This is a genomic window from Lysobacter gummosus, from assembly GCF_001442805.1.
In the GTDB taxonomy this organism is placed as follows: domain Bacteria; phylum Pseudomonadota; class Gammaproteobacteria; order Xanthomonadales; family Xanthomonadaceae; genus Lysobacter; species Lysobacter gummosus.
The window spans coordinates 4782227-4805603 of the sequence record NZ_CP011131.1 but is presented as its reverse complement, the minus strand read 5'-3'; the positions used below and the strand labels follow the sequence as shown (position 1 = coordinate 4805603).

Here is a 23377-nt window from a genome sequence, read left to right as displayed (position 1 = left end):
CGCCGTCGCCTCAGTCCCGCGCCTTCACCCGCTCCCAATCCAGGCCGAACCGCGCCAGATACTTGCGCAGCCGGTCGGCATCGTTGCTGCTGGCCTTGCTCGCGCGCGACACCGCGAACAATTCGCGGCCGGCTTGCGACAGGCTCTTGGCCTGAGCGCATACGCGCAGCACGTCCTCCAGCTGCACGCGTTCGAAACGGTCCAGGCGCGCGGCGTCTTCGCCGAGCACGCGTTCCAGCGCCGAAGCCTGCGTCGGCGCGCCGTGCCATTGCCGGCGCAGGCGAGCGATTTCCTCTTCGACCAGATCGATGCGGATGCGCCCGCCTTCGGCCAGGGTCGCCAGACGCATCACCGACGCGCCCAGATCGCGGAAGTTGCCGCTCCAACTGGCGTCGCCGCCGCGGGCGAAGGCGAGGTAGCGTTCGCGCGCTTCCTTGTTGAACATGACCCGCTGGTGGTTCTCGCGCGAATGCCGTTCGAGTTCGAAATCCAGGTTGGGCTCGATGTCTTCCGCGCGCTCGGCCAGGCCGGGCAGGCGGTAGGTCCACAGATTCAGTCGCGCCAGCAAGTCCTCGCGGAAACGGCCTTCCAGCACCGACACCTGCAAGTCGCGGTTGGTGCCGGCGATCAACTGGAAATCGCTTTCGACTTCCTTGTCGCCGCCGACCGGCAGGAAGCGTTTCTCCTCCAGCGCGCGCAGCAGCATGGCCTGTTCGTCCAGGCCCAGTTCGCCGATTTCGTCCAGGAACAGCAGGCCCTGGTGCGCCGAACGCAGCAGCCCGGCGCGATCGGCCGAAGCGCCGGTGTAGGCGCCCTTGATATGGCCGAACAAGGTGCTCATCGCGCCGTCGCCGCGCAGCGTCGCGCAGTTCACCTCGACGAAGCGTCCGGGCAGTTGATGCTTCTGCTTTTTCAGATCGAACACGCGCCGCGCCAGCTGGCTCTTGCCGGCGCCGGTCGGGCCCATCAGCAGCATCGGCGACTTCGAGCGCGTGGCCACTGTTTCGATCTGCTCGATCATGCGGTTGAACGCGGGATTGCGCGTGGCGATGCCGCTCTTGAGTAGATCGCGATCGTGCAGGCGCTGCTCGGCGAAACGCTGGGCGATGCGGTCGTAGCGCGACAGATCCAGATCGATCAGCGCATACGAGCCCGGGTTGGTGCCTTTTTGCTTGCGCGGCGGCGCGGTCTGCAGCAGGCGGCCGGGGAACAGGCGGCTTTCGGTGAGCAGGAACCAGCAGATCTGGCTGACGTGGGTGCCGGTGGTGATGTGGACGTAGTAGTCCTCTTCCTCGGGGCGGAAGTCGTAACCGCGCACGAAGTCGTCGAGCACGCCGTAGACGGCTTCGAAATCCCATGGGTCGGCGAGGAAGGTGTCGTGGCGGCGCACGCGGGTCTCCGGCGAGACCTGGGCCAGATCCTCCCCGACCTGCTGGGCGAGTTGGGCGAAGCGGCGCTCATCGACCAGCAGCTCCAGCCGGTCGAGCAGGAAATCCTCGTGCATGCCCAGCGACACGGTCGGCCGCCACTTCTCCCAGCGGCCCGGGCCGTAGCCGGCCGCATCGAGCTGGGTGCCGAGCATGCCGATCACTACTTGGCGTTTCATGGCGATCCCATTGGATAGATTCTTATCCATGAGTATAGATATTTTACAATTCAGAGGGACGGCTGAAATCCGGGTTTCAAGAAAAATTCGTTGTAAATCAAAAAGATGTAATCATCCCTTCGAAGTTGGCACGGCGCTTGCTCTGGTACAGGCCAGTCCCCAGCCGGAATGCCCCGATGGCCAACTTCAATCTCTTCGCTTCCGCCCGCGGCGCTTCGGTGCCGGCGGCGACCTCGCGCAACGAGGCGGGCGGCCAGGCCTATGCGCGTCGCCCGCAGACGGCGCTGGCGCTGTACGCGGCCACCGGTTGCTTGAACAACACTTACTACGCCAGCGCCGAGGAGCAGCTCGATCACGTCCTGAGCTTGTGCGCGCAGGTCGAGCCGGCCTTCGTCGCCAAGACCGCGATCCACACCCGCCAGCGCGGCCACATGAAGGACATGCCGGCGTTGTTGCTGGCCAGCCTGACCGCCCGCGACGGCGCCGCGTTCGAGCGCGCGTTCGGCCGGGTGATCGACAACGGCCGCATGCTGAGCACGTTCGTCCAGATCGTGCGCAGCGGCCGGATCGGTCGCAAGTCGCTGGGTTCGCAGCCCAAGCGCCTGGTGCGGCAGTGGTTGGACAACGCCTCGGTGGAGCAGTTGCTGGCCGCGGCGATCGGTCAGCAGCCCTCGCTGGCGGACGTGATCAAGATGGTCCACCCCAAGCCGGCCGATGCCGAGCGCGCGGCGCTGTATGCGTGGCTGATCGGCAAGCCGTTCGACGAAGCGGCGCTGCCGGCCAAGGTGCGCGCGTTCGAGGCCTTCAAGCGCTCGACCGATGCGCCGATGCCGAAGCTGCCGTTCCAGTACTTCACCTCGCTGCCGTTGAGCGTGGCGCACTGGACCCAGTTGGCGCGCACGGTGTCGTGGCAGACCTTGCGCATGAACCTCAACACCTTCCAGCGTCACGGGGTGTTCGACGATCCGGCGGTGGTGACCGAGATTGCCGCGCGTCTGGCCGACGTCGATGAAATCCGCAATGCCCGCGTGTTCCCGTACCAGTTGTTGAGCGCGTATCACGCCGGCGGCGAATTGCCGGCGCCGATCATCGCCGCCCTGCAGGACGCGATGGAGATCGCGACCGGCCAGGTGCCGGCGCTGCAGGGCGAGGTGGTGGTCGCGGTGGACGTGTCGGGCTCGATGAGCGCGTCGATCACCGGTTACCGCAAGGGCGCGACCAGCAAGGTGCGGTGCGTGGACGTGGCGGCGCTGATCGCGGCGTGCATCCAGCGCACTCATGCGGCCGCGCGGGTGATGCCGTTCGACACCGAAGTGCGTGGGTTGCGGCTGAACCCGCGCGACAGCGTCACCACCCAGGCGGCGCAGTTGGCGTCGTTGTGTGGCGGCGGTACCGCGGTGAGCGCGCCGCTGGCGCAGTTGAATCGGGAGAAGGCCAAGGTCGATCTGCTGGTGATGGTGTCCGACAACGAGAGCTGGCGCGACACCCGCAGTGGCGGCGCGACCGCGACGATGCGCGAGTGGGCGCAGATCAAGGCGCGTTGCCCGGATGCGCGGCTGGTGTGCATCGACTTGCAGCCGACCGCGACCAGCCAGACGGTCGAGTCGCCGGACGTGCTGCATATCGGCGGCTTCAGCGATGCGGTGTTCGATCTGTTGGCGGTCTACGCGGCGCAGGGCAGCGATGCCGCGCGCTGGGTCGAGCGGATCGGATCGATACCGTTGTAAGGCGGCGCAGGGATCGCGCCGCCGCGGCGCAAGGACGCGCCGCGACGCGAACGCAGGGAACGCGTTCGCGAGGACGGGAGCGGATGCCCGTCCGCCGCACGCGCCAGGCAGGTGCGAGGCGGCGCAGGATGCGGCCGGCGGACAATGGGGTCCGCCGGCCGGCTTCGGAGGATTCGAGTTTGCCGTTGCATGGCGAATGCTTGACGAAACTACACCTATCACGTGCCAGGACGCGGGTTCGAGTCCCGCCCGCCCGCAAGGGCGGTAGCTCAGTCGGATAGAGCAGGAAAACGTTTCGTCGCCTTTTGTCGCAATGCAAGGGCATCGGGTTTGCGAGTGGGTTCGGGTCGGATTGGACCGGCCTGGCCGTCGTACTGCGAATGCTGGCGAAACTACATCGGAACTCACAGACGCGGGTTCGAATCCCGCCCGCCGCGAGGCGGTAGTTCAGCCCGGTAGAACGGTGGGTAAGTCGTTTCGCGGAATAACTTGTCGCAGTGCGCCGGTTTCATGCTGTTCGAGCCGTGCGCTCATCGTTTCGCCGCTGTATCGCGAATGCTTGTGGAACTACATTTTATCCTGGTGTCGTGGGTTCGAATCCCGCCCGTTGCGAGACGGTAGCTCAGTCGGTAGAGCGCAGAATGTTCCGCATCACCCTGGTCGCGATGCATCGGTTTTTGTTTCAAGCGTGTCACGACGCGAATGCGGGCGGAACTACAACCTCCAACGTTCCATATTCCGCTTTTACTGGTCGCATCGTGCCGCGTCCTTTACCGCCGCGAGCGGTCGCAACGCCCCGTGCGCTGAACAGCGCTGGCCGTGCGCGCCGCAACGCTGCATCCTTCACGTTCCCGCCGGCCGCGAGCGCCGGCGGGAGACAGGGCCGCAAGGCCCGCAACACAGAGAGCAAGACCATGAACGCCAATAGCAACGCCGAAGTCCATTACGACGTCATCAACGAGCCGGGCGCGGTGCCGATCAAGCACTGGACCCGCGGCGTGCCGCTGGAAGACGAGGCGCGCCGTCAGCTGCAGAACATCGCCAAGCTGCCCTTCATCCACCGCTGGGTCGCGGTGATGCCCGACGTGCACCTGGGCAAGGGCGCGACCGTGGGTTCGGTGGTGCCGACCGTGGGCGCGATCGTGCCGGCGGCGGTCGGCGTGGACATCGGCTGCGGCATGATCGCGGTGCGCACCACGCTGATGGCCGAGGATCTTCCGGACCAGCTCGGCGAAGTGCGCGCGGCGATCGAGAAGGCCGTGCCGCACGGCCGCACCGTCGGCCGCGGGCAGCGCGACAAGGGCGCATGGGCGAATCCGCCCGAGGCTTCGCTGCAGCGTTGGGCCGGTCTGCACGAGGGGTTCGATCGCATCATCGCCAAGCACCCGAAGCTGGAGCGCAGCAACCACTTGAGCCATCTGGGTACGCTCGGCACCGGCAATCACTTCGTCGAGGTCTGCCTGGACGAGGAAAGCCGCGTGTGGTTCATGCTGCACTCCGGTTCGCGCGGCGTCGGCAACGCGATTGGCAGCCACTTCATCGAGCTGGCCAAGCAGGACATGCGTCGCTGGATGATCAATCTGCCGGACCAGGACCTAGCGTATCTGCCAGAAGGCAGCGAGCACTACGACGACTACGTGTTCGCGGTCGAGTGGGCGCAGCAGTTCGCCCGCAGCAATCGCCAGATCATGATGCAGCACGTGGTCGAAGCGGTGCGCACGGTGATCGCAAAGCCGTTCCAGGCCCAGGCCGAGGCGGTCAACTGCCATCATAATTACGTCAACCGCGAGCATCATTTCGGCAAGGACGTGCTGGTGACGCGCAAGGGCGCGGTGAGCGCGCGCAAGGGCGAGCTGGGCATCATTCCCGGCAGCATGGGCGCGAAGAGCTTCATCGTCCGCGGGCTGGGCAATGCGGACAGCTTCCATAGCTGCAGCCACGGCGCCGGCCGCGTGATGAGCCGCACCGAGGCGAAGAAGCGCATCAGCCTGGACGACCACGCCAAGGCGACCGCGCACGTGGAATGCCGCAAGGACGCCGACGTCGTGGACGAGTCGCCGGCCGCGTACAAGTCGATCGATGCGGTCATGGCCGCGCAGAGCGACCTGGTCGAGATCGTGCATACCCTGCGTCAGGTGGTGTGCGTGAAGGGTTGAGTGGCGGCGCGGACGGCATCCGTTTTCGCGTGCGGTACTGCGCGGCAATCGAAATCAGCGGGCGGTGAGGACCGTTCGCACAGGAAAGGAGTACGGGCGGCCGCAGGGCCGCTCACTGTCATGGATCGCAAGATGGAATTGATCGAAATCAGCGGGCAGGAAGGCGGCGGACAGCTGCTGCGCACCGCATTGAGCTTGAGCCTGTGCACCGGCACCGCGTTCGAGATGCAGCACATCCGCGCCAAGCGTTCGCGCCCGGGCCTGATGCGCCAGCATCTGACCGCGGTCGGCGCGGCGGCGCAGATCGGCCGCGCCCACGTCGATGGCGCGCAACTGGGCGCGACCACGCTGCGCTTCGTACCCGGGCAGGTACAGGCCGGCCGCTATCGTTTCTCGATCGGCACCGCCGGTTCGGCGACGCTGGTGCTGCAGACCGTGCTGCCGGCGCTGTGGTCCTGCGCGCAGGCCTCGGAGCTGATCGTGGAAGGCGGCACCCACAATCCGCTCGCGCCGAGCGCGGACTTCATCGCCCAGGCCTATCTGCCGGCGCTGCGCCGCATGGGCGTGGACACCGCGTTCGCATTGCAGCGCCACGGTTTCTTCCCGGCCGGCGGTGGCAGCGTGCAACTGCGCGTGTCGGGCGACGCGCGCCTGGGCCAATGCGCGTTCGATCAGCGCGATCCGGCGCCACGCCTGGAGGCGACGGCATTGTTGTCGGCCTTGCAGGACCAGATCGGCTATCGCGAACTGCAGGTGGTCGGCGAGCGCCTGAATCTGGGCGAGGACGCCCTGCATCTGCGCCGCGCCGCCGATGCGCAAAGCCCGGGCAACGTGCTGATGCTGAGCGTGAGCGGCGATGCGCAGCACACCGAGTTGTTCGACGCGCTCGGCGAGCGCGGGATCAGCGCGGAACAGGTCGCCATCGGCGTGGTCAAGAAGGTCGAGAGTTATCTCGCCTCCAGCGCCGCGGTCGGCGAGCACCTGTCGGACCAGTTGCTGTTGCCGATGGCGCTGGCCGGCGGCGGCGAGTTCACCACCGCCTTCATCAGCGATCACCTGTCCAGCAACGCGCGGCTGATCGAGAAGTTCCTGCCGGTGGAGATCGATTGGGTGCAGGTCGAGAAGCGGTGCTGGCGGGTCAGGATCAGCTCCTGATCACGGTTGCGCAGTGTGTGTGTCGTGCATGCGACGCCGCTATCGGAAACGAAACAGCCCGCGTGATGCGGGCTGTTTCGTTCTTCCGGCGGTGGTCTGGTCTGCGCGAGTCGTCGATCAAAGTCCGCTCGGCGACCAGCGTGCGATCGGCGACCAGGCGCGAGGATATTCGGGCATGACAACGCCAACGAAGCCCGCGCCGGTGGACGCCCACAACTGCATGCTGTTGCCGTCGCTCCAGACCAGGTCGGTTTTCTTGTCGCCGGTGTAATCGCCGCTGCCGACGACGCGCCATGCGCTGCCGACCGAGTAACTGCTGCCCCAGACACGGTGCGGGCCGGCCATTTTCCAGATCACGAACGCGCCGGCGCCCGCATGGCGCCAGAAAAGATCGGAGCGGCCGTCGCCGTCGGTGTCGCCAGTGCCGGCCAGTTCCCAGCCTTGCGGATAGCCGCCCATTTCGCGGCGTTCGAACATCAGCTTGGATGTGTTGGACCATAGCCGCATGCGCTGGCCGTCGCTGCAGATCATGTCCATGCGGCCGTCGCCGTTGAGATCGCCGGAACCCACTACCTGCCACGGTGCCGGCAGTGGATAGCCCTTGCGCGATGCGATGCGGGCGCCGTCCATCGTCCATGCCGACAGGCTGGTGTTGCCTTGATCGCGCCAGATCAGATCGCTCTTGCCGTCGCTGTCGATGTCGCCGACCGCGACCACGCGGAAGCCGGCCGGAAACGGCACCATCTCTTCGCCGATGAAACCACCGGCGGTGCCTTTCCACATCTGCATGGAATAACCGTTGCTCCAGATCAGATCCAAGCGGCCGTCGCCCTGGAAATCGCCGCTGGCGACGACGTTCCAATCCGGCCCGACCGAATACGACGCGCCGCTGCTTTTGCTAGCGCCATCCATGGTCCAGTAGGCCCAATAGTTCTTCGAATCGCTTCGCCACAGCATGTCGCTCTTGCCGTCGCCGTCGATGTCGTTGACGGTCGGCGTAGGCGCCACCGGCTTGCAGTTCTGGCCGTAGAACATGGTTATGTTCTGCAGCGGGTGGCCGCCGATGACAACGTCGGTGCAGCCATCGCTGTTGAGATCGCCCGCGGCAATCTGCAGGTGTATGTTGCTTTGCGCCCCTCCGGGGAACGCCGCCCGGGGCTGCTCGGGTCCGAACACGCCTTTGTCTTGCAGGTAGTAGCTGACGATGGTGTCGTGAGTGGAGAACAGGTCGGTCTGCCCGTCGCGGTCCAGGTCCACGGCCAGCACCGAACGTTGCGGTTCCGCGGAGACCAGCCCCGGTTGGTTCTGCAATCGCCCATGGTCGTCTTGAATATGCAGATGCAGCCGGCCACCGGTGCTGCCGTTGGCCGCGGCGACGTCGTTGCGGCCGTCGCCGTTGAAATCGCCCACCGTCAGTCGCGTGGTCGGACTGCCTTCGCCCACACGGTAGGACTGGCTGGTGTTGAACCCGCCGATGCCATCATGCGGATAGACGGTGAAGCCATGCCAGCCCAGGTAGGCATGAATCATCAGATCGGGATGGCCGTCGTCGGTGACATCGGCGGCGACCGCGTAGGTGTTGAACTCGGGCGTCACCATCGGCTGACGCTGGCGGATGCCGCCAGTGCCGTCGCCGAACAGCACTGAGGTACCGCCGTAGATCTGACTGTGGATGATCACGTCGGCGTTGCCGTCCTTGTCCACGTCCATCGAAGTGATGTCGCCAGCGGAATAGTTGCTGGTGAAGGCGAACAAGCGCTTGTCGAAGTCGCCTGCGCCGTCGGCGATCAACAGGCCCAGACCGGTCCCGCGCGAGACGACGATATCGAGGATGCCGTCGCTATTGAGATCGACTAATTCGATCGCGCCAAAGCCGCCATTGGGCGGATCGCTGTAGGCCATGACCGGGCCGAGCGTGCCATCGGCTTGTTGCCGGTAGATCATCAGCTTGGGCGCGTTGATGGTCGGGTAATCGCGCTCCACCGGGTAGGTGGACACGATCAGATCGTCCAGTCCGTCGCCGGTGACGTCGCCTACCCGCACCGGGCCGACTTGGGCTTGCGCGATCGAGGCGTTGATCGGAGCGCCGAAGCGGAACGCCGCGGGCTCAGCCGTCGATGCAATGCCGTTCGGGGCGGCGGCCGGGGCGATCAATCCGGATTGCGGCGCGGCTAGGCGCGATTCGGGACCGCTTCGGCTTGTCGATGGGCCCGCCGATGGGCCGTGACTCCAATACGCGGCCGACGCGGCCGCAACGCACCCCAGGCCGATGACGGCCGTCCATGTCTTTCGCATCGATTGTGCCCCCTGTTCGAGGCGCCATCATAATTGGCGAATGTGCGATTTATCACGCTTTCTCTCGCCTATCGGCATCAAAGCCGACAGCTGAGGGCGCCCAGACCCGCCAAGCCTGATCGCTTTTCCCGTCTCAATAATCCGCCGGATTCGAACTGAAATTCACCGGCACGTTGACGCTCACGCAGCCGCCCACCGGCAGTACCACGCCGGTGACCGATACCGCGTTGCCGCCGGCGACGCCGCCGCCGGCCGGGCAGGTGCCGAGCGTGGCGCCGCTGCCGGCGCAGCTCCATGGGCCGCTCAGGGTCACGCCGGGCGGAAGGGTGTCGGTGATGGCGGCGCCGTTGGCCACGTCCGGGCCGGTCTGGTTGCAGGCGGTGATGACATAGGTCGTGCTGCCGCCGGGCGTGTAGGTGGCGGGTACGTCGGACTTGCTGATGCGCAGGCTGACCGACGGACGTACCACCGGCGTGCTCGGCGGCGTCGGATCGGGGCAAGGCGTGGCGATCGGGCAGTTGGCGTCGCCGCCGCCGCCCACGCGCGCGGTGTTGACCATGTTGCCGGAGGCGGCGAAGTCTATGTTGACGGTGAAGCCGAAAGTCGAGCTGGCCGCGGCTGCGATCGCGGTATTGCTGATGCACGTCAGCGTGTTGGAAGCCGCGGTGCAGGCCCAGTCGGCGGCATTGGCGCCGCTCAGGACGACCGTGCCGTCGGGAACGTTGAGTCCGGCCGGCAAGGTGTCGGTGACGGTGAGCTGGCCGATCGTGGCGAGGGTGCCGCTGTTGCTGACCGCGATGTTGTAGGTGCCGGTGCTGCCGGCGGTGAACTGGGTCTGCGGCGTGGTCTTGTCGACCGCCAGGTTGATGCAGTCCACCGCGAAATTGACGCTGGCGCTGTTGTTGGTCGGATCGATGTCGCCGAAGCGGTCGGCCGCGGAGAAATCGACGGTGGCGGTGTTGGGCACGGTGGCGTTGCACACCGCGTTGTTGGCGAGGTTGCCGGTGACGGTGAAGGTGAGCGTGCCGCCGGGCGCGAGCGAATAGCCGCCGGTGAAGGCGAGGTTGCCGGTACCGCTGGCCGCCGGACATGTCGAGCCGGCGCTGGCGGCGCAGGTCCAGGTCGCGCCGGTGACTTGCGCGGGCAGGGTGTCGGCGATGTCCGGCGCGTCGGTACCGGGAATCGTCGGCGCCTGATTGCCGGCGACGACCGGGTTGATGTCGAGATTGCTGACCACGACGGTGTAGGTCACCGGCTGGCCGCGGCGCACGCGCGGCGCCGAGACGGTCTTGGTGATACCGACGTTGGCCGGCACCGAGGCGATGAAGTTGCGCACTTCATGGATGTTGTTGAGGCCGCCGGTCGAGCCGGCGTAGCCCATGCGCAGGTCGGCCGGCGCGGTGTAGGGGAAGTTGACGTTGTTGAGCAGCACCGTCGGCGTGGTGCCGTCCAGGCCGAGCGAGACGGTGACGGTGTAGCCCGGCGATGGCGTGTTCGGCAGCAGCGCCACACGCAGGCGGTCGCCGGTCGGTCGGGCGGTCACGCTGGGCGTGTCGATGCCGCCGCTGACCGCGCCGCTGGCCAGCCAGCGGTTGTTATCGCTGAGCGGGCCGCGCAACACCACCCGGTCGGCCTGGCTGCCGGGGCTGCTGCTGTTGGCCGGACAGCCGCCGACGACGCCGGGCTGCGAGCCGGAGAAGTTGCCGAATTCGTCCAGGCCGATGCCCAGGTAACCGCCGTTGCCGCCGCAATAGCCCAGGCTGCCGCCGGGCTGGGCGCCGACCATGGTGCCGGTGGCGTCGTAGAGAAAGAAGGTCGTGCCGTCGGCGCCGTTGCCGCCCCAGTTGACGTAGTCGAACTCGACGATCACGCCCTGTGACGACGGGAACGAGCCGCCGGTGTAGAGAGCCAAGCCCTGCTGGTTGTTGCTGTTGGTGCTCAGGCGCAGCCAGCCGCTGCCATTGGCGTCGTTGACGTTGTTGGGGATGGCGCCGTAGCCGCCGGTCAGGATGCCGCTGTCGTTGATGCCGACGTTGTTGGTGCCGGTGATGGTCCAGCCCGTCTCGGTGTTGTTGCGGAAGGTCGAGGTGACCTTGAACTGGGCCTGGGCGCTGGACATGCACAACGCCGCCGCGGCCAGAATCGTAAGTGCCGGAAAGCCGGCACGAAGGCCACGATGCGATATCAACATGTCGATCCCCAACGGACGCCGGCGTCCCCCAATGGACGCGCTCCGGCACGGCATCAACATCGGCCCAAGGGGATGAAATTTGGGTAAAAAGAGTGATTTAAGTGTGCGGATAAATCCCGATCCGGGGGCTGGGTCGCAAATCGGATCGCCCGGGCGGATGAGAGACAGCGGGTCGTCACGCGGTACGCGTAGAGGGAGCGCGCGCCGCGACGGGGTCGGGACTCAGCGTCTGGGGTCTTCTGGATTGACGACTGCCGCGCAACCGACCCGGCCGGGACGAAGGTTCAGCCCGCCATCGCCGCGGCGGGCAAAAGCGATCGGCGCCGCGTACGCAGACAAGCGGCCAGCGCCCATGCAGATGCGCAACCGGCTAGAGCTGCCACAGGCCGTGATCGTTGCCGCCCTGAAGATAAATCGCGAAGGTTCCGTGGCCGGGTATCAACGTGGGCTCGACCGCGACCGTGCCACCCGCCTGCACCACTGCCGCGACTGCGGCTTGGATGTCCTTCACCCGCCAATACGGCCGGACCACCGGTTCTTCCGTGGCGCGCAACGGCGCGCGCACGCCCACCAGCCCGCCGCCGGCCATGATCGCGGTCCGGGCATTGCCGAGGCCGGCGTCGGGCTCGCCGAACTGCACCGCGTTCGCCGCCGCGTAGGCCGCGCATACGGCATCGACGTGCTTGGTCACGATTTCGAGATAGTGGATCTGCATGGCGATGGTTCTCCGATGGTCGATGACGGTATCGGTCGCGGCGATGATCCGCGCGCTTGATCGGCATAGTTCGCGGACGTTTACAGGAGTGTCCGGCCGTGACCATGGAAGAATTCGAGCGCTATTTCAACGGCCGGTCGCTGCCGCGCGAACTCATTTGGCTTCAGGCCCCCAGCAGCCTATGCCCGACTTTGCGCAAGGTTCCGCGTTGATCGAACACGACGGATCGGCCTTGACGCGCAGAATTTATGAATCGGACGAAGTTGCATTTTTATTGTTTTTAATCAGTGTTTTATGCCGATTTCATGCGATCCCGGTACATGGCTGCGGCCTCGACACATGCGGTCATGAAGCAAAGCGCGATCCGACAGTTTCTGTTGCACACCGTGGGCAAAGCAGCGCTTTACGTAGGGTCGCCCCGAGATTGTGCGGCTCCGGCGGCGCGCGTATTACAGGCGCATCCCCTCATGACCCAAGGACGCAGGCATGGCCATCCCCGATCTTCCGCCGCCGTCGCCACCCTCGCCGCCGGTAACGCGCGAACCGGCGCCGCCGACCGTCAAGCAACTGGAAACCGCCACGCCCGAGCAGGCGCGCCAGCAGATCGACGCGCTCACGCCCGAAGGCCAGAAGGCGCTCAAGACCGAAGTCGACAAGCTCCCGGTCGCCGAGCGCGAGCACCTCATCAACGGCCTGGCCGGAAAACTCGAAGCGCCGCAACTGACCAAGCTGGAACCGGTGTTCGGCAAGGACTCGGTCAAGCAGGCGGTCGAGTCGCACGCCAGCGCGACCGTGCGCGAGGACTACGCGCGGCAGAGTCCCGGCGGCAGCGTCACTCAGAAAGGCAATCAGGTCACGGTGGAAACCAGCGACAACGACGACAACGTCCGCGTCAGCCGCGATGCGCAGACCGGCGATGTCACGGTCAACGTCAACGGCCAGGAACATCGCTACAGCGCCGCGCAGGCCGAGCACATCACCATCCGCACCCACGGCGGCAACGACGTGATCGGCGTGGCGCCGGACATGCAGGTCAACTTCAGCGTCGAAGGCGGCGACGGCAACGACATCATCGCCGGCGGCGCGGGCGCGGACACGCTCGACGGCGGCGCCGGCGACGACCGCATCATCGGCGGCCTCGGCAGCGATCGCATGATCGGCGGCAGCGGCAGCGATAATCTCGGCGATTCTTCCAGCCTGCTGGATATCAGTCTGCTGTCCCGCGGCATCGTGCCGCGCAGCGGTGGCGGCAACGATGTGATCGAAGGCGGCGACGGCATCGACACCATCAAGGCCGGCAGCGGCGACGACAAGATCGACGGCGGCGCCGAGGACGACAAGATCGATGCCGGCGAAGGCCAGGATGTGGTCGCCGGCGGCAAGGGCGACGACCGCATTCAAGGCGGCGCGGGCCACGATGAAATCGACGGCGGCGAGGGCGACGATTACCTCGACGGCTTCACCGGCCACGACCAGCTCAAGGGCGGCGTGGGCGCCGACACCATTTACGGCGGCGAGGGCGACGACAACGTCGATGGCGGCGAGGGCGAGGATTACCTCGACGGCTATCTCGGTAACGACAGCATTTCCGGTGGCGATGGCAAGGATGTGGTCTCCGGCGGGCAGGGCGAAGACAGCCTGTTCGGCGACAAGGGCGACGATGTGATCTACACCGGCGCCGGCCGCGATTTCGTCGGCGACTTCGATGGAACCAATGCGGTTTATTACCAGGGCGAGGACAATCTCTCGGTCAACGACGCCACGCGCAACAACGCCAAGACCGTGACGGTGGAAATCATCGGCGTGCCCGACACGATCCAGATCGAAGGCTCGCCGGAGTTCCAGGCGCGCATGCGCGCGGATCTGGAAACCCTGGCCGCCTCGCCGACCGGGCAGCAGATGCTCAAGGACCTGGACAAGCAAGGCAACGACGGCGGGTTCCTGTGGTTCGACGACGACAACAAACTCACCATCCGTGAATTGAAGGCCGAAAACGGCAAGGGCGGCGGCCAGTTCGGCGGCGACGGTTTCGCCGAGATCAACCCGGCCTTCCATCTGGACGACGACGACGGCCGGGTGCCGCCGATCACCGTGCTGTATCACGAACTGGCCCATGCGCGCGCGGCGATGAGCGATCACTGGGCGGGCGGCCAGTACCACGACGACGCCGATCCGAATCAGTCCGACGACGGCATCGAGAACGGCGAGCGTCAGGCGGTCGGCCTGCCCGTGGATCACGACAACGATCCCAAGACCGCTGCCGTGCCCGCGCCGGACACGCCCGCCGCCCTGACGGAAAATGCGATCCGTGAGGAAATGGGCTATGGTCCGCGCAATGACTATCGCTGATGAGCATGCGCCGATCGCGATGACGACAAGCGCCGGCATCGAGGCCGGTTGCGTTAACGCCGATGATCCGACGCCGCGCCGCGCGCGCGCCGTCGGCCGTGGCGCGCGAGGTTGGGCGATGGCGTTGTTGGCGGTGGCGCAGGTATTCGCAGCGAGCGCTTGCGGCGCGGGGAAAGCGATGAGCGAGGACGCAGTCGAAATCAGCGCCACGGTGCGCGACGCCAATACGCGGCTGGACATCGAATGGTCGCTGCTCAATCGCGGGCAGCGGCCGTTGCTGGCGCTGGTCGCTCCACTCAAACACGATGAGTCCGCCGGCGAACAGACCATCTACGTGAGCCGTGGCGAGGACGGCGCGGTCGTGTTCGCGCTGCGCGCGTTCGCCGCCGACGGCGCGGTCGCGGCGCAGGACCGGATCGGCGCCAAGCCGCTCGCGCCCGGTCAGCGTCTGCAAGGCAAGGCGCACGTCGCCTTGCCCTTGCGCAGCTTCGAACCGTATCGGTCCGCGGCCGATATCGCCACGCCGGCCACGGTGCGCGTATGCATAGGCGTGATCGATGCCGACGCACGGTTTCCGCACAGCGCGCGCCAAGCCGATGGCAGCGTGGCGACGTACCACGATCCGGCCCTGGTCAAACTGCAGCGCGTGGTGTGCACCGCGCCGATAGCGATCGAAGGGCGGCGCTGACCGGAGGGGTTTCGGCGTACGGCTGAAGCGGGCGTTTCATGGCCGGGCGGCGAGTGGGATTTCTCGGAACAGCTTCGAAGAGGTCGAAAGCGCCGCCGGATCGGCCCGGGCGACCGGCGCCTATCTGCCGTCCATATCGGCACGGACCACGACCAGAACCGGGACCGGTTCACTTTCGGGGAGGCGGCTTAGCCCGTTATCGGCGAGAATTAGCCTCCACGCGTCACTCCCGCCTCCATGACCGCTCCCGATCCCTCCATCCCCCAGCCGCCGCGTCAGGCCGTGTTCGAGCGCCTGTCCGTCGCCCCGATGATGGACTGGACCGACTCCCACTGCCGCGTCTTCCATCGCGTCCTCGCCCCGCATGCGCGGCTGTATACCGAAATGGTCCACGCCAACGCGGTCATCCACGGCGATCGCGCGCGCTTGCTGGCGATGGACCCGGTCGAGCACCCGGTGGCGCTGCAGCTCGGCGGCAGCGAGCCGGCGTTGCTGGCGCAGGCGGCGCGGATCGGCGCCGAGCGCGGTTTCGATGAGATCAATCTCAATTGCGGCTGCCCGTCGGACCGGGTCCAGGCCGGGCGCTTCGGCGCCTGCCTGATGCGCGAGCCGGCGCTGGTGGCCGCGTCGGTCGCGGCGATGGTCGCGGCCTGCGACGTGCCGGTGACGGTGAAGTGCCGGCTCGGCGTGGACGACGATCACCGCTTCGAAGGCTTCCTCGCCTTCATCGACGAGGTCGCCGCGGCCGGCTGCGGCATGTTCGTCGTGCATGCGCGCAATGCCTGGCTCAAGGGCCTGTCGCCGAAGGAAAACCGCGAAGTGCCGCCGCTGCGCTACGACTGGGCCTACCGGCTCAAGCGCGAACGCCCGCATTTGCAGGTGATCGTCAACGGCGGCATCGCCACGCCGGAAGAGGCCGCCTCGCACCTGGATCACGCCGACGGCGCGATGCTCGGCCGCGCCGCGTATCACGAGCCCTACGTGCTGCACCGGCTCGACACCGCCTGGTTCGGCGGCGAGTTGCGCAGCCGCGCCGAGTTGCTGCGTTCGCTGCGGCCCTATGTGGAAAGCCAGCTCGAACGCGGCGTGTTCCTCAAGCACATGACCCGGCACATGCTCGGCCTGTTCCACGGCGAGCGCGGCGGCCGCGCGTTCCGGCAGGTGCTCAGCGAAGGCGCGCACAAGCCCGGCGCGGACTGGTCGCTGATCGAGCAGGCGCTGGCGGTGACCGAATCCTTCGCCACGCGCGATGCGGCCTGAGGCCGCGCCCGCAGGCCTGACGGCGGGCGCGAGCCCGGATTGCGATCGTTGTCTCACCACCGTTGCCGCGCCCCCGCCGTCCCACCGCGATCGCCAGAGCCGCCACGGCCGGCGCCTGTCGCCCCTGCGCATGAGCCGAAGCCGATGATCACTCGCGACCTGCCCAGCTTCTTCGATCATGCCCGCACGCTGGGCCCGGATTTCGGCCCGGCCACCGCGCGCGCGGCGTTCCTGGTCGCGCCCGACGGCTTCGCCCGCGCCGAGCAGTCGGCCGGCGACAACCGCTACATGGCCCAGGCCGCCGCCTTCGACCCCGGTCGCGCCAGCGCCCAGCACCGCGATCTGCACCGCGCCTTGTCGCTGTCGCTGCCGACGATCTGCTTCGCCGGCGACCCGGACACCCCCGACGCGCTGTTCCCGAACAACGTCTTCGCCACCGGCCGCGGCGATGCCGCCGTCGGCGCGCAACCGCGCTATGTGATCGGGCGCATGCGCCATCCCGTGCGCCAGCGCGAAGCCGGGCGCGAGGACATCCGCGCCTTCTTCCGCGAGGTGCTGGGCTACCCGGAAGTGGACCTGTCCACACAGCCGCATGCCTGCGAACTCACCGGCGCGCTGGTGATCGACCGTGCCCGCGGCCTGGGCTTCGCCGGCTTGTCGGAGCGATGCGACGAGCAGGGCGCGCGGCTGATGCACCGCGCCCTGGGTCTGCGCGCCACCCTGATGTTCGAGCTGGCGCCGGGCGAGTACCACACCAACGTGGTCCTGGCGGTGCTGGCCGGGCGCGCCGCGCTGGTGTGCCCGGGCGGATTCGCCGATCCGGCCGTGGCCGAGGCCATCGCCGGGTTCTACGCGCCCAACGGCATCGTCCTGTCGGCGGCCGAACATGCGGCTTTCGTCGCCAATTCGATCGCTTTATCGACCTATGGCCTGTGGATGAGCGCCGCCGCCGGGCGGGCGCTGAGCGAGCCCACGCGCGCGGCGCTGGCCCGCGCCGGGTTCGCCGTGTCCACGGTCGAGCTCGACGCCATCGAGGCCGGCGGTGGCTCGCTGCGCTGCTGCGTCGGCGAGATCTTTTGAAGGACCCATCGCCTCGGCGGCCGCGGTCGCAACGTGTGACCGGGGTCCGGCCGGCCTGAATGGCGGCTGGGATGAGGCGGAAAAGTTCAGATCGGATTCACCGCAACGTTTCGAAAATGCCTGCACGCTGCAACTTCGCCACATTATTGTTCCGCTGGGGTCATCCTAGAACGTCATGAGCATCCGGTCCGCCCGCGTCCTGTCGTTGTTGCTGCTCGTCGCCTGTGCGGCGGCGGCCGGCGGCGCCTGGGCGCAGCATGACGACGGCGGCCGCCCCTGGCGCGGCCACGAGCGCCGCGAGGACCGCAGCTCGCTGTCCAACTCGGTCCGCCGGTTCGAGCGCGAAAGCGGCGGCGGCCAGGTGCTCAGCGCCGAACGCATCCCTTTCGACGGTCGCGACGTAAACCGGGTCAAGGTGGTGGACTCCACCGGCCGGGTCAAGATCTATATGGACGACCCGCAGCAGCGGGGGCGCCGCGACGACGACCGTCCTACACGCCGCGAAGACAACGACAACGACTAACCTTCGCACCGACAGTCCACAAAACGATCCTGTCGGGCTGCATATCATCAAGGGAGTGCCCATGCGAATTCTGCTGGTCGAAGACGAAGCGCCGTTGCGCGAGACCCTGGCTGCGCGCCTGAAGCGCGAGGGCTTCGCGGTCGATGCCGCGCAAGACGGCGAGGAAGGCCTGTATATGGGCCGCGAGGTGCCGTTCGACCTGGGTATCATCGATCTGGGCCTGCCGAAGATGTCCGGCATGGAGCTGATCAAGGCCCTGCGCGATGAGGGCAAGAAATTCCCGGTGCTGATCCTCACCGCGCGCTCGAGCTGGCAGGACAAGGTCGAAGGCCTCAAGCAGGGCGCCGACGACTACCTGGTCAAGCCCTTCCACGTCGAAGAACTGCTCGCCCGCCTCAACGCGCTGGTCCGCCGCGCCGCCGGCTGGAGCAAGCCCACCCTGGAATGCGGCCCGGTGATGCTGGATCTGGCCGCGCAGACGGTCAGCGTCAACGGCGGCAACGTCGATCTGACCAGCTATGAGTACAAGGTGCTGGAGTACCTGATGATGCACGCCGGTGAGCTGGTCTCGAAGGCCGACCTCACCGAGCACATCTACCAGCAGGACTTCGACCGCGACTCCAACGTGCTGGAAGTCTTCATCGGCCGTCTGCGCAAGAAGCTCGACCCGGATGGCGCGCTCAAGCCGATCGAGACCGTGCGCGGCCGCGGCTACCGTTTCGCCATCCCGCGCAGCGGCGACTGAGCTTAGGCCGTCGCCGCCGATGAGGTTTGACAGCGTTCGCGCGGCGGCGATCTACTAGGCCGCATTCCGCGCGGCGAGCGTTTTCCAGGAGTTTCACCGATCCATGAGGCCCGCGCCTCCCACCGATGCGGGCCGGACGGCCCGCCCGACGCCATGAGCTGGGGACAGCCCCGGTCGCTGCGCGCGCGCCAGTTGCTGGCCGCCAGCCTCGGCCTGCTCGCGTTCCTGGCCCTGGCCGGCGTGGCGCTGGATCGCGCCTTCCTGGAAACCGCGGAAAACAACCTGCGCCAGCGCCTGACCAGTTACGCGCTGGCCTACGCCGCCGACACCGATTTCGGTCGCGGCGGCGAAATCATCCCGCCCTACGACCCGCCCGATCCGCGTTTCGACCGGCCCGGCAGCGGCTTGTACGCCGAAGTGATCCTGCCCAACGACCATTGGGACTCGGTATCGGCCCAGGGCCCGGTGCTGCCCGACGGCGGCATGCTCAAGCCGACGCAGGAGACCTTCGACGGCCCGCTGCCGCTGACCGAAATCAGCGGCCGGTCGGGGGAGGCCTACCGCTACGGCCGCGGCCTGATCTGGAGCGTGGACGGCGATTCCAAGTCCGAGTTTCAGTACACGATCTACATCCTCGAAGACACCAGCGCGCTGCGCCATCAGGTCGCGGTGTTCCGCCAGGCGCTGTGGCGCTATCTGGGCGGCGCCGGCGTGATCCTGCTGTTGCTGCAGGCCTTGATCATGCAGTGGAGCTTGCGTCCGCTGAAGCGGGTGATCGAAGAGCTCAAGCGCGTGCAGCGCGGCCTGGCCTCGCGCATGAGCGAGCGCCACCCGCGCGAGCTGGAACCGCTGACCGAGAGCATCAACGCCTTCATCGAGAGCGAGCGCGAGAACCTCGACCGCCAGCGCAACACCCTGGCCGATCTCGCCCACAGCCTGAAAACCCCGCTGGCGGTGCTGCGCGCGCGCCTGGACGATCAGAACGGCCCGGTGCCGATCGATCCGGAACTGCGCGAAGACGTCGATATCCAGCTGCGGCGCATGAACGATCTGGTGTCCTACCAGCTCGCGCGCGCGGCCTCCGGCGGCCACGCCTTGTTCGCCGCGCCCGTGGCGATCGAGCCGCATGCGGAAGAGATCGTGCGCGGCCTGGAAAAGGTCTACGCGCCCAAGGGCATCCTGTGCGAATTCGACCTGGCCGACGGCGTGCAATTCCACGGCGAGCCGGGCGATCTGCAGGAACTGCTCGGCAACCTGCTGGAAAACGCATTCAAGTGGGCGAACTCGCGGGTGCTGCTGACGGTGAAGCCCGGCGAAGTCGCGGCCAACCGCCGTCCCGGCCTGCTGCTGGCGGTGGACGACGACGGCCCGGGCATCGCCCCGGAGAAAGTCGCCTCGATCCTGCAGCGCGGCGTGCGCGGCGATGAGCGCGTGCAAGGCCACGGCATCGGGCTGGCGATCGTGCAGGACCTGGTGCGCGGTTACCGCGGCACTTTGGATGTCACCCCGTCGCAGGAACTGGGTGGCACGAGGTTCGAAGTGAAGTTGCCGCCGGGGTTGTGATCGCCTTGGCGTGCTGACTTGGCCCATGAGAGGGCTGCTTTTGTGGGAAGGGCTTCAGCCCCGATGCTTTTCTCTCAGCTCGCCATGAACTTTCCACAGGCCTGATCGAAAAGCATCGGGGCTGAAGCCCCTCCCACAAGAGCGGCCTCTCCCACAAAAGATTTCGTGACGGCGATGACGGCATGAGCGCTGCCGATCAGGCGAACGGAGACGGCCCGTAGAAGCGCTGCAAATGCCCAGCGATCGTCGGCATCTGCTCGCGCAGCGCCGCCGGATCGCTGAAGTGGTACTCGGTGACCACGGCGAAGAATTCTTCCGGCGCTTCGGCGGCGTAAGGATCGATCCGCGTTTCGCGCCGGTCGTCCACCCGTTCGATGAAATCGTCGTAAGCGTGTTGGAAATCATGCGCCCACTCGCGCTGCCACGGACGCGGCAAGGGCGGGGTGCCGTCGAGCACGCCATCGAGCACATCGAGCTTGTGCGCCATCTCGTGCGCAGCCACGCAGAAGCCCGCGCGCGGGTCTTCGCAATCGGCCTGGACATCGGCCCAGGACAGGATCAGCGGCCCGGCGTCCCAGGATTCGCCGATCAATTCGTCCTGCCATTCGTGCAGAACCCCGGCCGCGTCGGTGTGGCTGCGATTGACCCGGAATGCGTCGGGATAAACGATCAGCTGCGACCAGCCGCGCAAACCTTCTTCGCCGAATTCCAGCAGCGGCAGGCAGCACAGCATGGCGAGCTGGACGCGCTGGGCCGGGCCCAGCTCCAGTTCGCCGATCGGGCTGATGGTCTTCTCGTGCACGAATCGCGCGGACAGCGCGCGCAGGCGTTCGCGGCGGGTTTCATCCAGCGCTTGCGCCCACGGCACGGCGGCGACGGCGTCGCGCCAGACGGTGTCGTCGACAGGTGCGGGAGGGCGCCGCAGACGGCGCAGGAACTCGAACAAGGGAATCTGCGAAGCGCGTGGGTGGAGACGGGCGGGCCGGTTTGCTTAAGGCCGGTCGATCAGCGGAACATGCCCGGCAGGAAATTGTGCCAGCGCGGCGATTGCAAGCGATTGGTGTTGTCGGAGTCGCTGTGCATGCTCGGCTTGGCCTTGGTGTCGCGCGCGGTCGCCGGAGCGGTGTTGCGGCCGGTGCTGCGTGCCGCCGTGTCCTTGCGGGACGCGGCGCTGTCGGAGCAGGCGTCGTTGGGGCTGAGCTTGTTGACCTCGCGCGCGCCGACCTCGGTGATGGCCAGGCTGGCGAAAGCGAACAGCAGGCACAGACAGATCCGTAACATGGCGGAATCCTTGGGGGTCGGCGCGGCCCGACAGGCCGTGAGCGATTGCCGACTATAGCGCGAATTGCATACCGAATCCGGCGACTCGGCCGGCCCGGGCGTGCTGCGGCGCAGCAGGGGCCCGCTCAGGTTTGCGCCAGACTGCGGTCATGCCGCCCGCCCGTCTTCCGCTGACCGCCCCGGCGCTGCGCCGGGCCCTGATCGCGGGCGCCCGGCGGGTCATCGCCGGCCGCGATACCCTCAACCGGATCAACGTCTTCCCGGTCGCCGACGGCGACACCGGCAACAACCTCGCGCACACCCTCGGCAGCCTGCTGAACGGGGCGCTGAGCCGGCGCAGCCGGCATATCGGCGAACTGTTGCGGCGCATCGGCGACGACGCCATCGACGGCGCGCGCGGCAATTCCGGGGCGATCCTGGCGCAGTTCCTGTACGGGGTCGCCGAGCACGCGCGCGCTCAGCCGGAACTGGACGCGACCACCCTGGCGGCCTCGGTGCGCCACGGCGCCGGCAATGCCCGCGCCGCGCTCGCGCACCCGGTCGAGGGCACCATTCTGAGCGTGATCAACGCCTTCGCCGATGCGCTGGACGAAGCAGCCCGGGCCAGCGCCGACGGCGATCCGCGTCCGGGCTTCGTGGTCGCGCTGGCGCGGGCCCGCATCGCTCTGGCGCGCACGCCCCAGCAGATGGCCTTGCTGCAAAGGGCCGGCGTGGTCGATGCCGGCGCGCAGGGCTTCGTCGATCTGCTCGAAGGCATCGCGGAATTCGTCGATGGCGGCCCGCGCGCGCTGCGCATGCACGGCGCCGCCGGGGCCGCGAACGAAGCCTGCGCCGGCCATGCGCACGGCGCCGGCGATACGCAGATTCCCGTCCTGCACGAGACGGTGGACCCGCACCGGCGCTGGTGCAGCGAGTGCCTGCTGATCGGCACCGAGCTGTCGCGCGACGCCTTGCGCGACGCGCTGGAGGCGATCGGCGCCGACTCGCTGGTGCTGGCCGGCGGCAGCACCCGCCTGCGCGTACACGGCCATGTCGCCTCGCCGCAGGCCTTGTTCGACGTATGCGCCGGCCATGGCGCGGTCGAAGGCATGAAGGCCGACGACATGCTGGCGCAGCAACGCAGCGTGGAGCGGGTGCAGCGGGTGGCGGTGGTCACCGACAGCGCCGCCGATCTGCCGGAGGAACTGGCCGAACGCTACGGCCTGCACACCGTGCCGGTGCGGGTGTCGGTGGACGACCGCGATTACCTGGACAAGGTCGGCCTGGCCACCGGCGAGTTCTACCGCCGCATGGCCGCCGGCGCCGCGCGTCCGCAGGCCGAACAGCCGCGCACCAGCCAGCCGCCGCCCGGCGATTTCCGCCGGGTCTTCGAATTCCTGCTGGGCCATCGCGCCCAGGTGCTGTACGTGGGGTTGTCGCGCGCGGTCTCGGGCACCTTGCAGTCGGGCGAACAGGCCGCCGCGCGCGCCGACGGCAGCGGACGGGTGCAGGTGTTCGACACCTTCAACGCCGCCGGCGGGCAGGCCTTGCTGGCCTGGCGCGCGGCCGAGCTGGCGACGGACGGGATTGAGCTGGCGGCGATCCTTGCCGAGCTCGAACGACTGCGTCCGCTGACCGCCACCTGGGCGATGGCGCGCGACATCTCGCATGCCGTGCGCGGCGGCCGCATTCCGCCCTGGGCCGGGCCGCTGGTGCGTTTCACCGGCCTGACCCCGATAGCGAAGTTCAAGCCCGACGGACGCCTCGGCGTCAGCGGCGGCGTGTTCGCCAAGGCCGGCGCGCCGGAGGCGTTCGCGCGCTACATCGCCAAACGCAGCCCGCGCGGGCTGCGGTGGCGCGCGATCGTCGGCCATTGCGACGCGCGCGCGGACGGCGAGCGCCTGCTCGAAGCGCTGCGCCGGCGGCTGGATCTGGAGCAGGCCTGGGTGGTCGAGACTGGACCGGCGTTGGGCGCCCATGCCGGGCGCGGCGCCTTGCTGGTGTCGTTGCAGCCGGTGACGGACTCGGCGGCGTAAGCGGGCGATCGCGATGCGCAATACCCTT

Annotated in this window: 17 protein-coding genes; 11 read left to right on the top strand and 6 right to left on the bottom strand. The window is 67.7% G+C overall.

Features of this window, described 5'->3' with window-relative positions; all coding sequences use genetic code 11:
• Positions 1-10: 10 nt before the first annotated feature.
• Positions 11-1606: an RNA repair transcriptional activator RtcR gene (rtcR, locus tag LG3211_RS19505; protein WP_057944284.1), complete on the bottom strand. Its 1596-nt coding sequence runs from the start codon at positions 1604-1606 to the stop codon at positions 11-13.
• 176 nt (positions 1607-1782) lie between these two features.
• Here rtcR and LG3211_RS19500 point away from each other — a divergent pair, with 176 nt between their 5' ends.
• From LG3211_RS19500 to rtcA, 3 genes are all read left to right on the top strand, one after another.
• Entirely contained in the window at positions 1783-3333 is a 1551-nt protein-coding gene (locus LG3211_RS19500) for a TROVE domain-containing protein (protein ID WP_057944283.1), read from the top strand.
• Between the two features lie 914 nt (positions 3334-4247).
• Positions 4248-5489: an RtcB family protein gene (locus LG3211_RS19495; protein WP_057944282.1), complete on the top strand. Its 1242-nt coding sequence runs from the start codon at positions 4248-4250 to the stop codon at positions 5487-5489.
• A 132-nt stretch (positions 5490-5621) separates the two neighbouring features.
• A complete protein-coding gene (gene rtcA, locus LG3211_RS19490) occupies positions 5622-6644 on the top strand; it encodes an RNA 3'-terminal phosphate cyclase (RefSeq protein WP_057945608.1) in 1023 nt (340 codons plus the stop codon).
• Positions 6645-6761: 117 nt separating this feature from the next.
• On the opposite strand, the gene LG3211_RS19485 is transcribed toward rtcA, so the two are convergent.
• The 3 genes from LG3211_RS19485 to LG3211_RS19475 form a co-directional block, all read right to left on the bottom strand.
• On the bottom strand, positions 6762-8798 hold the full coding sequence (locus LG3211_RS19485; protein ID WP_057944281.1) for an FG-GAP repeat domain-containing protein: 2037 nt from the start codon (positions 8796-8798) through the stop codon (positions 6762-6764).
• 274 nt (positions 8799-9072) lie between these two features.
• Positions 9073-11058, bottom strand: coding sequence for a DUF11 domain-containing protein (locus tag LG3211_RS19480; protein WP_057944280.1), 1986 nt, complete (start codon positions 11056-11058; stop codon positions 9073-9075).
• Positions 11059-11500: 442 nt separating this feature from the next.
• On the bottom strand, positions 11501-11845 hold the full coding sequence (locus LG3211_RS19475; RefSeq protein WP_057944279.1) for a VOC family protein: 345 nt from the start codon (positions 11843-11845) through the stop codon (positions 11501-11503).
• 486 nt (positions 11846-12331) lie between these two features.
• On the opposite strand from LG3211_RS19475, the gene LG3211_RS19470 reads away from it, so the two are divergent.
• The 7 genes from LG3211_RS19470 to LG3211_RS19440 all read left to right on the top strand — a co-directional run bounded on the left by LG3211_RS19470 (position 12332) and on the right by LG3211_RS19440 (position 20053).
• A complete protein-coding gene (locus tag LG3211_RS19470; RefSeq protein ID WP_057944278.1) occupies positions 12332-14194 on the top strand; it encodes a M91 family zinc metallopeptidase in 1863 nt (620 codons plus the stop codon).
• Complete coding sequence (locus LG3211_RS19465) at positions 14181-14882, top strand: hypothetical protein (protein WP_148649019.1); 702 nt, start codon at positions 14181-14183, stop codon at positions 14880-14882. Before LG3211_RS19470 ends, LG3211_RS19465 begins: the two co-directional genes overlap by 14 nt.
• A gap of 237 nt (positions 14883-15119) precedes the next feature.
• Positions 15120-16142, top strand: coding sequence for a tRNA dihydrouridine(20/20a) synthase DusA (gene dusA, locus LG3211_RS19460; RefSeq protein ID WP_057944276.1), 1023 nt, complete (start codon positions 15120-15122; stop codon positions 16140-16142).
• Positions 16143-16286: 144 nt separating this feature from the next.
• On the top strand, positions 16287-17222 hold the full coding sequence (locus tag LG3211_RS19455) for an arginine deiminase-related protein (protein WP_057944275.1): 936 nt from the start codon (positions 16287-16289) through the stop codon (positions 17220-17222).
• A gap of 175 nt (positions 17223-17397) precedes the next feature.
• Positions 17398-17745: a hypothetical protein gene (locus LG3211_RS27105; RefSeq protein WP_057944274.1), complete on the top strand. Its 348-nt coding sequence runs from the start codon at positions 17398-17400 to the stop codon at positions 17743-17745.
• A gap of 61 nt (positions 17746-17806) precedes the next feature.
• Positions 17807-18490 (top strand): response regulator transcription factor, encoded by a 684-nt coding sequence (locus LG3211_RS19445; RefSeq protein WP_031372686.1) that lies wholly within the window; start codon positions 17807-17809, stop codon positions 18488-18490.
• 153 nt (positions 18491-18643) lie between these two features.
• Positions 18644-20053, top strand: coding sequence for an ATP-binding protein (locus LG3211_RS19440; RefSeq protein WP_057944273.1), 1410 nt, complete (start codon positions 18644-18646; stop codon positions 20051-20053).
• Between the two features lie 196 nt (positions 20054-20249).
• Here LG3211_RS19440 and LG3211_RS19435 read toward each other — a convergent pair whose 3' ends face one another.
• Positions 20250-20999 (bottom strand): M90 family metallopeptidase, encoded by a 750-nt coding sequence (locus tag LG3211_RS19435; protein ID WP_425479918.1) that lies wholly within the window; start codon positions 20997-20999, stop codon positions 20250-20252.
• 59 nt (positions 21000-21058) lie between these two features.
• On the bottom strand, positions 21059-21334 hold the full coding sequence (locus LG3211_RS19430) for a hypothetical protein (RefSeq protein WP_057944271.1): 276 nt from the start codon (positions 21332-21334) through the stop codon (positions 21059-21061).
• Positions 21335-21483: 149 nt separating this feature from the next.
• On the opposite strand from LG3211_RS19430, the gene LG3211_RS19425 reads away from it, so the two are divergent.
• Positions 21484-23349, top strand: coding sequence for a DegV family protein (locus LG3211_RS19425; RefSeq protein ID WP_057944270.1), 1866 nt, complete (start codon positions 21484-21486; stop codon positions 23347-23349).
• Positions 23350-23377 lie beyond the last annotated feature (28 nt).

Excerpts from the sequence above, each read along its gene's own strand:
- rtcR (WP_057944284.1), bottom strand. The coding sequence starts at position 1,606 with ATGAAACGCCAAGTAGTGATCGGCATGCTCGGCACCCAGCTCGATGCG.
- LG3211_RS19500 (WP_057944283.1), top strand. The coding sequence starts at position 1,783 with ATGGCCAACTTCAATCTCTTCGCTTCCGCCCGCGGCGCTTCGGTGCCG.
- LG3211_RS19495 (WP_057944282.1), top strand. The coding sequence starts at position 4,248 with ATGAACGCCAATAGCAACGCCGAAGTCCATTACGACGTCATCAACGAG.
- rtcA (WP_057945608.1), top strand. The coding sequence starts at position 5,622 with ATGGAATTGATCGAAATCAGCGGGCAGGAAGGCGGCGGACAGCTGCTG.
- LG3211_RS19480 (WP_057944280.1), bottom strand. The coding sequence starts at position 11,058 with ATGTCCAGCGCCCAGGCCCAGTTCAAGGTCACCTCGACCTTCCGCAAC.
- LG3211_RS19475 (WP_057944279.1), bottom strand. The coding sequence starts at position 11,845 with ATGCAGATCCACTATCTCGAAATCGTGACCAAGCACGTCGATGCCGTA.
- LG3211_RS19470 (WP_057944278.1), top strand. The coding sequence starts at position 12,332 with ATGGCCATCCCCGATCTTCCGCCGCCGTCGCCACCCTCGCCGCCGGTA.
- LG3211_RS19465 (WP_148649019.1), top strand. The coding sequence starts at position 14,181 with ATGACTATCGCTGATGAGCATGCGCCGATCGCGATGACGACAAGCGCC.
- dusA (WP_057944276.1), top strand. The coding sequence starts at position 15,120 with ATGACCGCTCCCGATCCCTCCATCCCCCAGCCGCCGCGTCAGGCCGTG.
- LG3211_RS19455 (WP_057944275.1), top strand. The coding sequence starts at position 16,287 with ATGATCACTCGCGACCTGCCCAGCTTCTTCGATCATGCCCGCACGCTG.
- LG3211_RS27105 (WP_057944274.1), top strand. The coding sequence starts at position 17,398 with ATGAGCATCCGGTCCGCCCGCGTCCTGTCGTTGTTGCTGCTCGTCGCC.
- LG3211_RS19445 (WP_031372686.1), top strand. The coding sequence starts at position 17,807 with ATGCGAATTCTGCTGGTCGAAGACGAAGCGCCGTTGCGCGAGACCCTG.
- LG3211_RS19440 (WP_057944273.1), top strand. The coding sequence starts at position 18,644 with ATGAGCTGGGGACAGCCCCGGTCGCTGCGCGCGCGCCAGTTGCTGGCC.
- LG3211_RS19430 (WP_057944271.1), bottom strand. The coding sequence starts at position 21,334 with ATGTTACGGATCTGTCTGTGCCTGCTGTTCGCTTTCGCCAGCCTGGCC.
- LG3211_RS19425 (WP_057944270.1), top strand. The coding sequence starts at position 21,484 with ATGCCGCCCGCCCGTCTTCCGCTGACCGCCCCGGCGCTGCGCCGGGCC.